Raw genomic sequence first — 14084 nt, forward strand, 5'->3', positions numbered from 1 at the left:
TACCATAAAAAAATGGCCTGCGTTTCGGCAGGCCATGCATAGCTTAACTAACTACTAAAAACTTTTTTATCGCTTAAATGGTTTTGTAGCTGTATATACAGTTTAAGCCCCAAATACCCTACCTGCGAATGTTTAAAATAGTAGAAATTTATTTTTTTATCACCCTTAATGTTGTACTGCTGTTGCCGCTGTATACCTTCAGCAGGTACACGCCTGCCTGCAGGTTTTGTATATCCAGCGTTGTCCCGGTGCTGTTAAGGTCTTTGCTTATTACCTGCTGGCCTAATATGGTGTACAGCTCGGCACGGGTAAGGGCAGCCGTGTTGCTTATGTTCAGCTGGCTCTCGGCAGGGTTAGGGTATACCTTAAGTGAACCGAAAGCATTATTTTCTATACCTGCCGCCGTTTCTACCGAAAGGGTAAGCAGGGTACTGTTGCTACAACCCGTTTCATTATCAAAAACTGTAACCATAAGGGTTTGCGGGTTTATGATGTTGGTATAAGCTTCAGGGTTTTGTATTGGCGACCCTAAAGTGTCTGTAGTGTCTGAAAAATATACCTGGTAGTCGTCCGGGTTTGTTCCCTCACCTAATACTTCGCTTATGGTAGTAGTAAGGTCGAAGGTTGCTACACCGTCATAATTTGTTTCGGTTATGGTATATGTGTCAGGTGTGTTAGCAGGTGGCAGCTGTAGCGTTGTAATTTCCACGCCGGTTACTGCATAGCAGCCTCCCACAGCGCCTGTGTTTGTAACGCGCAGCCATACAACTTCGGTTTCTCCTGTGGTAATATACGCCTGTGGGCTGGCTATGTACCCGGGTGCGGTAACATCGCCTACATTGGCGGCATCTGTGCTGGTAAAGTAGCCTACACTGTATACGCCGGGTAGCTGCGAACCCAGTAGCTCCGGTTGAATAACAGTAAGGTCTATCACCGTGCTGCCATCGTCTGTGCCATCGTTGTCGCAAACGGTTAAAGACGTTACAGGGTTTGCTATGGCGGCATTTTCCACATACAGGTTAAACGGGCTTACCATGGTATTTTCGGGTATTGCCGTTTCCCATACTTTAAACAAAATTTGCTGATAGCCTGCTGTGGTATTTGTATACAATCCGGGTAATGGAGTATTCGCTGCAAGGGCAGCGGCATCAAGGTAGAAAGCATGGCTGTACTGTTCCCCGCTATATCCTGCCTGGGTAAAATAAAAGTATCCTAATCCGGCTAAGTTAAATTCTAAATGGCCGTCAGTGTTTTCTTCGCAGGCAAATTCGTTGTAAACCGATTCTAAATTTATAGGGGTATAGTTTTCTACGCTTATGGTTACCGGTACTATTGCAGTACACCCTGTGGGGCTGGTTACTAAGGCATACAGGGTTTGCGTACCGGCTGTATTGGTATAGTTGCCTACAATAGGCTCTATGTTGTTTTCTGCATAATAGTAGTACTGGTGAAAAGTTACACTATACCCTTCCAGTCCCGGCATCTGCAAAAACTGTTGTGCAAAGGCCTCCATGTCAAATTGTGCAGTAGTGGTGCCGGCAGGCTCATATAGTATGTAAGGAGGGATTTCCATATTGTTGAAATCGGCAATCTGCCCACTGCCTAAGGTAGTGCTGTATGTAGATGTGCAGCCTTCGCCCCATGATACGGTTACGCTATAGTCTCCGGGTTCGTAGATGTACGCGAAGCTACCTGTTTCCGGCATGGGTTCGCCATTATATTCCCAGGTGTAGGTTAATGACGATGGCAGGTTATTGCCCAGGGTCAGTGCAGTGCCATCATTGCCGCACAGTACATCGCCTGCGGTAGATTGCAGTGATACTGCAGCGGGGTTAAACTGCCCAAAGTTAAGGCTGTTGCCGTCTATAAACACTGCGGAGTCCATTACCGGGTCAATGCCGTCCGCAATAACAAGCTTTATGTGGTAGTTGTGTCCGGGTTCAAGGTATCCGGTTGCGGTAATCGGTACAGTATATCCGTTGTAAATTGACGGTGCTGTAAGGTCGTCATTGCTTGGTTGGTACAAGGTGTCAAAATACGCTGAATTTGCACCCCCGCAAGCGGTATTGTATATGTAGTCTCGTACCGTGCCGGTAGTTATGGGTATAATAGTATCGGGTACTAAGGCGATATTGAATGTGTAATCATAAGTGAGGTCGGTAATTAAAAAGGCAAAAGCATCCTGGAAATTACATTGAAACATCGGATATTCTTCTGAAGCAAATATAAAATCGAGTGTAAATATTTCAGATACGGCCGTAAAGTCAAACTCCAGTTTTGTAGTGTTATGGTACGTCCAGTTTGCATTGGTCAATGGGATATACTGTGCCAGGTCGGCGTCGTTACCTGTACCATTGTCACTGCTGGTTCCGGCAGTAGTATTGGGGCCGGGCGCATTGGTTAGTAAGCCCGTAGAAAGTATAATACCGTTTTCAAATGCAAAATCTGAAGGGCCTTTTTCAAAATAACCGATGCTTTCCATAGGCGATGCCGTAATATTGGTAACCGGGGTACAGGTGCTGCCGCCCAATACCTGGGTAACCAACGCTTCGGCGGTGTAGCTTGTGGCATCTATTGTTATGGAAGGCAGTGTAAGTATACAGATGTCAAATTCTGCTGCTTCGGTAAGCGTGTATACTTCTATATAATAGGTTTGCCCGGGTATTATGTTTTTTACTACCGGGGCAGTAGCGGTACTGCACAGTTTTAGCGTAAGGTTGTCGCAGGTGCCGCTGTATACTGTATAAGCCACGTTAGATGATGTGGTTATTTTATACGATGAGCTGCTGGCAACAAACGAAAACCATACATCGCCACCTGTGTTATCGGTACTGCATGTGTTTGTAATGCCCGAAGGCGTAGCATCGGCCAAAGTACCGGTATAGCTGTTGGTGCAGGTAGCTGCAGGGCTTGGTGTTAGGGGTATGGCATTGGCACAATCGTCGTTGGCAGGCTGGGCTATTACATTGCAAAACCACAGCGCTCCCATAAAAAGGAAGAGTTGTTTCATAATAATTGGTGATTTGGTTCTAAATGTAATAAATTAAATCGTAACTATTTAAGGTACAGGCAAAAATCGTTATAATCTACTATGGCTTTTCCTTTAAGCAATATGTCGGCACCTATAATGCCGTGTACGGGTTTGGCTTTATACTGGCGCAGGGCTTCGTTTACATGGCTCATGTCAAAGATTACCAGTCCCAGGTTGTTAGTAGCCCAACGCCCCAGTTTTAGTGAATTTTGCAGTGAAGTCTGTGTAAGCATACCGGTGCCACCCGCCCCGGCTGCTCGTGTGTCTGAGTCTGTTGCGTGCAGCGCAAAATACTCAATCCCCTCAAAATCTACGCAGCTGTTGCTGGCACCGGTGTCCAGTATAAAATTACCGGCTATGCCGTTTATCTTGCCCTTAATAAGCAGGTGCTGGGTATTGCTCAGCTTAAACTTAATACGTTTATAGCCATCCTTCCTCAGGATTGCGTGCAGGTCTTTCATGTAGGTGTGTTATAGCTTTATTGATGGTTATGGTAAAATTAGATTAAAAATCGGTACTACAAAGCTAAATTTTGCATCAACTTTGTATTTTTGCTGCCGATTTATTGCAGATAATGATACTTACCGATACGCATACCCATTTATACTCAGAAGAATTTTCGCAAGACCGCGATGCCATGGTGCAGCGCGCATTTAATGCAGGGGTTACCCGCCTTTTCGTACCGGCCATAGACAGCACGTATGCTAACGGTATGTATGCCGTGCAGCAGCAGTACCCTGATAATGTGTTCCTGATGATGGGGCTGCACCCTACGCATGTAAAGGAAAACTACGAAGACGAACTCGCTTTTGTGCAGCAGGAGCTGGCCCGGGCTGATAAAAAATTCTATGCTGTGGGCGAAATAGGGGTAGACCTGTTTTGGGATAAAACCTTCCTGCCGCAACAGCAGGATGCCTTTGCCCGCCAGATACGCCTTGCCAAACAATATGGCCTGCCTATAAACATACACTGCCGCGATGCTTTTGACGAAACTTTTGAAGTGCTGGAAAGTGAAAAAGGGGAGGGGCTGTACGGTATTTTCCATTGTTTTACCGGGACTCAGGAGCATGCCGAAAAGGCCATAGGCTATGGCATGAAGCTGGGTATAGGCGGCGTGGCTACCTTTAAAAACGGTAAAATAGACCAATTCCTGAATGAAATAGATATAAAAAATATAGTGCTGGAAACCGATGCGCCGTATCTGGCACCGGCGCCGCACCGCGGCAAGCGTAATGAAAGCGCTTACGTGGCGCTAGTAGCCGAAAAACTGGCTGCAATTTACGGCCTTACCGTAGCCGAAGTAGCACGCATTACCACACAAAATTCGGCAGATGTGTATGGTATTTAACGCGTATTTACGGTTTAAATCCAATAAATTTTCGTTCATTTGTAAATTCACCTTAAAACCCTGAAAAGAGACACATGCAGAAGTTTGATCAGATCCGGCCTTTTTATGACAGCGAAGTAAATGAGGCCCTGGGCAGTGTGGTACACCACCCGATGATGAAAGCCCTGATGAGTTTCACGTTCCCGGAAATGCCCGAGGAAGAATGGAAGGCGCAACTACTGCGTACCCATTCCAAGCGCGATTTCCAGGCGAATTTCATTTATAACGCCATTCAGGAAGTACTTAAAAAGAGTTCGGAAGGGCTTACCACTTCGGGTTTTGAAAACCTTGAGACGCATACTTCGTACCTGTACATAAGCAACCACCGCGATATTATACTTGATACGTCGTTGCTGAATGTTACCCTGCTTGAAAAAGGGCTTACCATGACCGCCAGCGCCATAGGCGACAACCTGGTGCAGAAGCCTTTTTTGCACATACTGTCGCGCCTTAACAGGAACTTTTTGGTACAGCGCAGCCTTTCGCCGCGTGAAATGCTGCAAAGCAGCAAGCTGATGAGCGAATACATATACCACCTTATACGCCGCGAAAACCGTAGTGTATGGATAGCCCAGCGCGAAGGCCGTACTAAAGACGGCAAAGATGCTACCCAGCAGGGTGTGCTGAAAATGCTGGCTATGGCCAATGAAGGCCAGTCGCTTACCGAGTTTTTCCGTAAGCTGAAGATAGTACCGGTTTCCATTTCGTATGAATATGACCCTACCGATGCACTGAAAATGCCGCAGCTTTTGGCTAAGGCTAACGATGAGGTGTATGTAAAGGAGAAAAACGAAGATTTTACTACGCTGCTTAGCGGAATCATAGGCCAAAAGAAACACATCCACCTGCATGTAGGCACCCCGCTTGATGCTGAGCTGGACATCATAGCCACCGAGAGCGACAGCGCTAACAAGCAGTTGCAATCATTGGCACAGGTGATAGACCAGGCGATTATTACCGGCTATAAATTATGGCCTACAAACTATATAGCGTATGACCTGCTGCACGGTACTACGCAGTTTGCCGACAGGTATACCGAAAAAGAAAAACAGGTTTTTGAGCGCAGGCTGGAAATGCGTATTGATATAGAAAACCCTATACTGCGCGAAGGTTTCCTGGCCATGTATGCTAACCCGGTGGTAAATAAAATGAAATACCAGGATGCATAGGCCCCGTATACTGCTCATATATACCGGGGGTACCATAGGCATGGTGAAGAACTTTGACACCGGCGCCCTTAAGGTATTCAACTTTAGTAAACTACTGCAACGCATCCCGGAGCTAAGGCAACTGGACTGCGATATAGAAACTATGTCGTTTGAAAAACCCATCGATTCCAGTGATATGGACCCGGCGAAATGGGAGAAGATGGCGCGTATCGTTTCAGACAACTACAATGATTTTGACGGTTTTGTAATCCTGCACGGCAGCGATACCATGAGCTATTCGGCATCGGCGCTGAGTTTTATGCTGCACGGCCTGAAAAAGCCGGTGGTATTTACGGGTTCGCAATTGCCCATAGGCGACCTGCGTACCGATGCCAAGGAAAACCTTATTACCGCGATACAGATAGCCTCGCTGCACGATAACGGACTGCCCATAGTGCGTGAGGTTTCCCTTTATTTTGAATACAAACTGTACCGTGGCAACCGTACCACTAAGATAAGCGCTGAGCATTTTAACGCATTTACGTCGCCCAATTACCCTGCGCTTGCCGAAAGTGGCGTACACCTGCGTGTACACAGGGAACAACTTTTGCCGCAAAACGGCGAGGAGTTTGAGCTGCGTTCGGGGTTTGACGGTAATGTGGCTATTGTAAAAATGTTTCCGGGTATTACAGCACAGGTACTACGCGCCATAACTGCCATAGACGGCCTCAGAGGTATAGTGCTGGAAACGTATGGCAGTGGCAATGCACCGTCGGCAGAGTGGTTTATTGGTATATTGCAAAAGGCTATAGAAAGCGGCGTGCATGTGGTAAACGTAACCCAGTGCAGCGGCGGCCGTGTAAATATGGGCCAGTATGAAACCAGTACCCTGCTTAAAGAAATTGGTGTAATAAGCGGCGCTGATATTACCACCGAAGCCGCCATTACCAAAATGATGTACCTGCTGGGTATGCAGGTGCCTGCACACCGTTTTAAGCTGCTGTTTGAAGCGCCTGTGTGCGGGGAGCTTACCCAATAATTTTGCCGTTTGGTTTTTTAGAGTATTTTTGCCAATATACAGAAGGGTGGCCGAGTGGTCGAAGGCGCACGCCTGGAAAGTGTGTATACCTCAAAAGGGTATCGAGGGTTCGAATCCCTTCCCTTCTGCAAATTTTATTATCCCAAATCTTCCAAACTAAAGCCTGTAATTATTATGACAAAAGTAAAAGTGCTGTGTACGCTGATTGTATGTTTTATAATTTCTAATAGTTACGCGCAGGTTGTTGTAAAGCCGGGTAACAAGAAAATCTGCTACACCGGCAGGGTAGAGGTTAAGGCTGACTCAACGCAGTTTTACTGGCCGGGGACTTCCATAAAAATAGCTTTTAAGGGTACGGGTGCTTCGGTAAAAATGAAATCACTGAAAGAAAAAGCCGATTTCTATGCCATTGTAGACAATGATGCTGCCAATGCGTTCAGGTTCCAATCGGATAGCGAAGTAAGGACTTTTACTGTAGCCAAAGGACTTAAACCCGGTAAGCATACTCTGGAAATTTATAAGCTGACGAACAGTACCTCTAAAAATATCTTTTACGGCTTTGAGCTGGAAGGCAAGGCATCACTTTTAAAATATAAAGATACCCGTACAAGGAAAATAGAATTTTACGGCAATTCCATAACTGCCGGGCATGGCGTAGACGTACCTGAAGGCGGTGTGGATGCCGGTACGCCTGAGCAATTCAATAATTACTATACGTACGCAGCCCTTACCGCACGCCATTTTAATGCCAATGCATCAATAGTAGCCCGTAGCGGTATAGGCATCATGGTGAGCTGGTTCCCTGAAATCATGCCGGAAACCTACGACCGCACTGACCCGCTCGACCCAAAAAGCAAATGGGATTTTAATGCATTCAAGCCCGATGTAGTGGTGGTTAACCTGTTCCAGAACGATTCATGGCTGGTAAACCTGCCGGAACACGAACAGTTTAAAAACAGGTTTGGTACCACTAAACCAACGGAAGAGTTTATCATTACCTCATACAAAAACTTTATCGCTTCTATCAGGCAGAAACACCCGAAGGCAAGTATTATCTGCGCCTTAGGCAATATGGATGCCACGAGGGAAGGCTCTGCGTGGCCAGATTATATCAGGAAAGCGGTAGGCCAGCTGGAAGACGACAATATTTACATTACCATATTCCCCTACAAAAACACTGGTTCTCACCCGGTAAGGAAAGAGCAACAAGCCATGGCCGACCAGCTGATTGAGTTTATTGAGGGGCATATACAGTGGTAAGATTTTCTTATAAACTCTTAAAAACCATTTCTATATCGTCGCCACATTTCGTACCATCCAGTATAATTAGAGTTCGTGAATTGTATGGTCATGGATGGTTCATTTTTTTCATCTAATTCACATGAAGAAACATATATCGTGTAATCATTTTGATTGGTTGCTATGTATACTTTACAAATCTTGTATTTAGTAGAAGGATCATCTACACTCAATTCTTCAATAGTCCATTCGTCACTTTTACGGTATTCCCTTTTCGTAATAGTTAAGGAGAACTTATCACCAATATTAACTTTATTCGTTTCGACAATTACTTCAAAAGATTTATCCATCTTTTCACTATTTTCTTCTCCGTTTGATTTAGCCCTATTTACAAGGTAAGACTTGGTTGGGGAGTATTTTAAGCCTTGTGAGTAAGTCGAAAAGCATATAAGCGTTATGAATAAGTGTAAAAAGAGTTTCATTTGTAATGATTAAAATTTGAGATAAAAAGGAATTCAATATTTGCTGATTACGCGCGATAAAGTTAAAATTTTAACCGAATTTTTTGCTATAGAGTTAAGTAAAATTATCTTTTACCTCAATAACGTAACAGCCATCAGCCCGATAATAACCTCATTGGCTACGGCTTTCCACTGTATAGATTTTAGTTCTCTGTGTTTATCAAGAGGTATGTCAAGGATAACACCTGCGCCACCGTCTATGGTACGCCCGTATACATCGGTGGGTTTTATACCTGCGGCAGTCTCCATATCACGGCTTATGATCCCCGTTTTAAACGCCACACGGTAAGGACGAGGGGCATTCAGTTTAAAGGCAAATCCGTCCGTATAAAAATCCTGCTCTATAGGGCACCAGGTATCGGGATTTGTCAACTCAAGTATAGTCTTTGTACCGTCAGTATAAGTTATGGTAATAAGCCCATTGGTTACCCCGTATTGCATCGGGTTCGTAGTACCCGCCATAAGCAGGTAAGCATGCTGTGCCCTGCCGCTAAGTGGTACAGAAAGCGAATCGGGGTAGTTGTCCCACAGTGTGGTAAAGGCTATGTTATGCTTACCCTTCGGCATACGAAACGGTACGCCAAACGGGGTTTCCAGCACTTCATTTTTTATGGCGTTCCGAAGCCCGGTGTCGTCAATCTCATACGTAAGTTTTGGGTGGCACCATTCGCCTACGCCCTGCACCGGGGTTTGCATGGTGGTGTATGGAGAACGCGGCGTAAGGTAGCGGTTCTTAAAAATATCGGTTACTGAGGCATTGAGTGCGGCGTCCATGTTTACGGTGGCATATTGCTGCTTCACTGCATTGCTGAGGTTGATAGAAGCATTTTTGGAAGGGATAGGGTCAGGTTCTTTTTTCTCGTGAGATTCCTGCGGTACCCACCAGCTCATTTGCCCCTGTTCACGTTTTTCAAACTGGTTGAAATCGCGTTTTGGCCTCAGGATTTCGGGTTTTATTTCGTTGCCGCTCCATGCGATTTCTATTGTGCACTTTTTAGTGAAATCACAGGTGATTTCAATTAATGGGGCTTCAATTCCCTCTTTTAAAACCCAGCTTGTTTTTTTACCGTTGACTTTTATCCATTCAATGCTGTCTTTCGGGGCCTTAACCTGTACATGCAGTTTAAGTGTTTTGCCAAATGTATTGGTAAATACATACACATCTTTACTGCCTTTCCGCTTAAAGGAATACCCCATATCCGGGTGCTGTATTTCGGCAAATTCCCAGCCCGCAGGGAAACCGGGGCGTACCGTTACTTCCCCGTGGAGCAAGTCGGGCGCTATGCCAAAAAGCCCCTGTACCACGGCACGTGAGTATACGCCTATAGGGTCGCCAAAATCGCGGTAGCACTCACCACGGGCAGCATCGTAGTAGCTGATTTGTCCTATATTCCCCGGCGAATTACCCAGGTACATGCCGTCTAAAACGGCACCTTTAAATAGTTTGTAGGCTTCATCGGCACGGCCTGCCTGCCAGTAGGCAAGCGCTGTGTGACCTGTTTCGGCGAAAGCTACATTATTGGTACTCCAGCAATAAGGCATCCATGATGAGGTGGCAATGGCACTGTACTCTCCGTCTAAATTATCAGCCTTTATAGGGATGTGCGGAATGTATCGGTCTACATAGTTTGTAGCGTTGTAAGCCTTAAAAGGATTGTGTATACCGGAATCTATAGCGGTGTAGATGGACCACACACCGGCGTAAGGGTGCACCATTTTATTACCCATAAAATCTACATACTCTGCCCACCAGCCACCATTTTCCAGCCATAGTTTTTCGTTTATAGCCGAGAGTATTTTCTCTGCTTCATCGCGGTATGGGGTGGGGTCTTCGCCAATGAGTGCCGCAATTTCAGCAGCCATAGCATTGGCGCGGTAATTATATGCCGAACCCACCGTAGTGCCGCCGCTGTTGTACATAACACCGTCGCTGGCCCAAGTGGCAGCATAGGCTTCATACAGGCCGTCACCGTCCGGGTCGAAGTTGCGCTTTTCCCACGCCAGGCTACGCTGTATTACAGGGAATATCTTTTTGGCGTAAGCCAAATCACCCGTCCATTTCAGGTGCCACAACAGTTCGTCTATGTACACTAGGTTCATGTCGTAGTGGTGCATCTGGGTATTGTTGTTCGGGTTGCGGCATATATAGCCGTTGCTGTACATGGGTGTGCCCCATTTTTTCAGTGCGCGGGTGAGGTTTAGTACCGAGTCCTGCTGCGGGTGCGGATATACCGGTTCCACATCAGTAACCTGAGATGCCGCATAATTGTCAAAATGCGTACGTGCGCGGTCGTGCCAGCCCAGGGCATCGCCTGTATAGGCAGCCCGCCAACCGTTAAGCTGCATGCGCCAGCCTATGGCACCGTGCAGCCACACCTGTTCATCCCAAATGCCATCGGCAGCCATAGAAATGGTAGCGCCCAGTGGGTTCAGGTATGGGTCGGGTGTGGTTATTTTCAGGGTTTGCGATAGTTTTTTACGTGCAGATTCGGCAGTGTTGTACAGCTTTTCTCCAAGGGTATTGTCAACTTGCTTAAGCTCCCCGTTTTCGTATACCACATATATCGTGGGTTGTATTCCTGCCTCCAAAGTCTTCAACTGTTGCGGGTGTTCCGGCATTTCAAAAGCATCGGGCGGGTCGGCACCCATGTCGCCGTTGCGGTTCAGCTTGGCCGACTTAATTTCCGAGGTAAGGCACAGCAGCTTTATGTTTTTACCTACCATGCTTTTCGGGAATGTGAACTTCCAGATACCGCCCTCTTTATCATAAAATGCCTGTGCCGAAACGGAAAATACATCCTTCCCCAGCCGGGTGTCGTTCAACTCATAATCGCGCCTGCCGGGTTTGTATACCGATTTGCAATACACCGAATCAAGCGCTAGGGTATCGTTGCCCAATTTTATTTTAAACGCAATATGCTTTTTGTTTTTTTTTGAATAAATGGCAAACACAGGCCTGTCGCTTGTTTCTATCCGGAACTCGGTGTGGCTGCCGTAGAGCGCACGGGTAAAACGGTTGGTGCCGTTAACGCATACAAAGTCTTCCCCCTCGGGAGTGTATTGCAGTACACGTTTGGCACTGCGGTCGTTTTTGCTATACGAAGTATTTTCTATGAAATCGCCTGCCCCGGTTTTGGTTTGTGCCGATGCCAGATTAGCGGTTATGAATAACGATAGTAACAGAAGCCTGCGCAGGTGCAGTTTCACGGCGGTTTTGTATGGTGTATGGGTGTGCATGTAATTGTAAATGTAGGTTTTGGGTGTAAATGTTTTGTCCTGTACTATCCTGTGTGATGGGTTTGTGTAGGTGTTATCCCGTTGTTTTATAGTGGTTTAACCAACTTTAACCCTCGTTAACACAACTTAACAGTCTTTACAAAACCTGCAAGATACATTTGCAACATAATCTTAAAAACAATTATAATGAAAACAGTAGTACTCATAGGTTTATTGCTTACAGGCAGCATTTCGCTGGCACAGCAAACAGTAATTTATTCGCAGGATTTTGAAGACCTTCAACAGCTCCAGGATGAGGAGTGGGGCGGAGTAGATGCAGATGGGCAGGACGATGTAACGTTTACCATAGCGCAATCCCAACCCGTATTGGTGCAACTTGGTTTTACGGGTAATGTGATGCTGAGCAGCAACTTTTACATTGACGATGAAAACAACCCTGTGGTTGTAGAAGGGTCAGACAACATCCTTTTATCGCCTTACGTAGAGCTTCCTGAAGAAGAAAACATCAGTTTTTCATTGAGGATATGCGGTATTGGTACCGAACCTGCCGCAGTATCATCGTACCAGATATATGCCATTGTAGCCGATGCTTTTAGTGCTGTAGGTACCATACAGGACCTTATTGATATTGTAGACGAAACTACCCCGCTGGCGCAGGATGGCGTAAACGGACTGTCGTCTGTAATCACTATAGATATATCGGACTACCAGGGGCAGGCTGTTTACCTCCTTGTAAGGCACAGCGGCTCTACCGGGGTTACCTACCTATTTGTGGATGATTTTACCATTGCTTCGGGCGAACTTGCCGGTACCGATAACAACCAGCTACCTGCTTTCACGGCCTATCCTAATCCGGTGACAGATGTGTTGCACCTTAACACCGCAGGCACACCGGTAAATAAAGTTACCGTAACCGACATTAACGGACGTACCGTAAAAACACTTATCCCGCAAAACGGTACCGAAGTTAACATCGACCTTACAGGCTTACAGTCGGGTACCTACCTTGTTGCCGCAGAAACCGATAAAGGCCGCGTGGTGAAACAGGTAATAAAACAATAAGCACAGGAATTAGCAAAACCCAATATCACAATCCCAAAAACACCCAGGCCATGAAAAATATTGTATACCTGTATATTACGGCAGTGGTTTTGATTACGGCATCACTGTCTGCACAGCAAAAGAGCGCTTTGGTTCCCTGCTTTTCAGAAGAGTACAGCAGGCTGCATAAACAACACAACAACACTCCTGCTTTTGAAGGCTGGATGGCTTCAAAACTGCGGTCATCGCGCAAAGCCTTTTCGGTTAACGAAGAGAATGTGGTTACCCTGCCGGTAGTAGTACACGTTATACACGATGGCGACGAGGTAGGCGTAAGCGAAAACATACCGGACGAACGCATCTTTGCGCAGTTGCAGGTGCTTAACCAGGATTTCAGGCGCATGCAGGGTACGCCCGGTTATGCCGAAAACACTGCGGGTGTAGATACCCACATACAGTTTTGCCTTGCGCAGCAGGATCCTGACGGTAACCCCACCACGGGCATTGACCGCCAAAACCTTGGCCTGGCTACATGGAATACTATGGAAGGTGTAGATACCAATATGAAAGGCGCTACCCAGTGGGACCCGGAGCGATACATAAATATATGGGTATGCCGTTTTGGCGGATCTATGGCGCAGGTGGGCGGATATGCCTACTTCCCGGAAGCATCGGGGCTGGATGGGCTGGAAGGCGCTGAGGCTACTGCCGAAATAGATGGTGTGGTAATGTCCTTTAAGGCGTTTGGCAGTTCCGATCTTTTCCCGGCTACGACGTATTTCCCTGAGAATGACAAAGGGCGTTCGCTTACCCACGAAATGGGACACTTCCTTGGCCTGAGGCACATTTGGGGCGATGAAAATTCATGCACCGCTACCGACTATTGCGAAGACACCCCGGCATGTGTGGGACTGCATTTTGACTGTACTGCTGTAGATACCTGCCCTGAAGATGAGGTATGGGACCAGATAGAAAACCACATGGATTACACGCCAGATGTTTGTAAAAGCGTGTTTACTGCCGGGCAAAACGACCGTATGTGGGTAGTACTGCAAAATGCACCGCGAAGGGCTTCGCTTTTGGAATCTGATGCGTGCCAGGCACCAACGGTGGGAGTAGGGGAACATTGGCAAAAACAACTGAAACTATATCCTAACCCCGCACAAAACAGCATTGCCATAAGCGGTGAAGGCCTGGATAATGCCCGTTACCAGATTTATACGGTACAGGGAGTGCGCGTGGCTGAAGGTGCATATACAACACAAACACAAATTGATATACAAATGCTTACCGCCGGTGTGTACATAGTAAAACTGGAGGATGGCAACAAAACGGCTTCACTACGTTTTATAAAACAGTAGTTTTTCGATGGAGTTTTTTAAGCGGCTGATTGCGCAAAATCAGCCGCTTTTTTTGTATTATTTCTGTACCTTCGCCCTAA

The 14084-nt window shown here is 46.4% G+C and carries 10 protein-coding genes and 1 tRNA gene; 7 read left to right on the top strand and 4 right to left on the bottom strand.

Translation table 11 applies throughout. The annotated features are described in order from the left end of the window. Positions 1-148: 148 nt before the first annotated feature. Together ACZIX4_RS12860 and ACZIX4_RS12865 are read right to left on the bottom strand one after the other, a co-directional pair. Complete coding sequence (locus ACZIX4_RS12860; protein ID WP_463336044.1) at positions 149-3010, bottom strand: choice-of-anchor L domain-containing protein; 2862 nt, start codon at positions 3008-3010, stop codon at positions 149-151. A 44-nt stretch (positions 3011-3054) separates the two neighbouring features. Continuing rightward, complete coding sequence (locus ACZIX4_RS12865; RefSeq protein WP_463336045.1) at positions 3055-3492, bottom strand: retropepsin-like aspartic protease; 438 nt, start codon at positions 3490-3492, stop codon at positions 3055-3057. A gap of 113 nt (positions 3493-3605) precedes the next feature. Between ACZIX4_RS12865 and ACZIX4_RS12870 the strand changes: the two genes are divergently transcribed. The 5 genes from ACZIX4_RS12870 (at position 3606) to ACZIX4_RS12890 (ending at position 7865) form a co-directional block, all read left to right on the top strand. After that, positions 3606-4379 carry a TatD family hydrolase gene (locus ACZIX4_RS12870; RefSeq protein WP_463336084.1) on the top strand — a complete coding sequence of 258 codons (774 nt, stop codon included), beginning with the start codon at positions 3606-3608 and terminating at the stop codon, positions 4377-4379. A gap of 74 nt (positions 4380-4453) precedes the next feature. Beyond that, positions 4454-5587 carry a 1-acyl-sn-glycerol-3-phosphate acyltransferase gene (locus ACZIX4_RS12875; protein WP_463336046.1) on the top strand — a complete coding sequence of 378 codons (1134 nt, stop codon included), beginning with the start codon at positions 4454-4456 and terminating at the stop codon, positions 5585-5587. Further along, positions 5580-6605 (top strand): asparaginase, encoded by a 1026-nt coding sequence (locus ACZIX4_RS12880; RefSeq protein WP_463336047.1) that lies wholly within the window; start codon positions 5580-5582, stop codon positions 6603-6605. The genes ACZIX4_RS12875 and ACZIX4_RS12880 overlap by 8 nt, the downstream gene beginning before the upstream one ends. A 40-nt stretch (positions 6606-6645) precedes the next feature. Beyond that, positions 6646-6733: transfer RNA gene (locus ACZIX4_RS12885), tRNA-Ser, on the top strand. 46 nt (positions 6734-6779) lie between these two features. Beyond that, positions 6780-7865, top strand: a complete 1086-nt coding sequence (locus ACZIX4_RS12890; protein WP_463336048.1) for an SGNH/GDSL hydrolase family protein — start codon at positions 6780-6782, stop codon at positions 7863-7865. A 17-nt stretch (positions 7866-7882) separates the two neighbouring features. On the opposite strand, the gene ACZIX4_RS12895 is transcribed toward ACZIX4_RS12890, so the two are convergent. Both ACZIX4_RS12895 and ACZIX4_RS12900 read right to left on the bottom strand, forming a co-directional pair. Continuing rightward, the gene (locus ACZIX4_RS12895) at positions 7883-8326 is read right to left on the bottom strand and encodes a hypothetical protein (protein ID WP_463336049.1); all 444 of its coding nucleotides are present in this window, start codon (positions 8324-8326) and stop codon (positions 7883-7885) included. Positions 8327-8437: 111 nt separating this feature from the next. Continuing rightward, positions 8438-11602: a DUF4450 domain-containing protein gene (locus ACZIX4_RS12900; RefSeq protein WP_463336050.1), complete on the bottom strand. Its 3165-nt coding sequence runs from the start codon at positions 11600-11602 to the stop codon at positions 8438-8440. 186 nt (positions 11603-11788) lie between these two features. Between ACZIX4_RS12900 and ACZIX4_RS12905 the strand changes: the two genes are divergently transcribed. Both ACZIX4_RS12905 and ACZIX4_RS12910 read left to right on the top strand, forming a co-directional pair. After that, positions 11789-12664, top strand: a complete 876-nt coding sequence (locus ACZIX4_RS12905) for a T9SS type A sorting domain-containing protein (protein WP_463336051.1) — start codon at positions 11789-11791, stop codon at positions 12662-12664. Positions 12665-12714: 50 nt separating this feature from the next. Further along, a complete protein-coding gene (locus ACZIX4_RS12910; RefSeq protein WP_463336052.1) occupies positions 12715-14004 on the top strand; it encodes a M43 family zinc metalloprotease in 1290 nt (429 codons plus the stop codon). Positions 14005-14084: the final 80 nt, after the last annotated feature.

It is taken from the genome of Flavobacterium niveum, assembly GCF_055231775.1.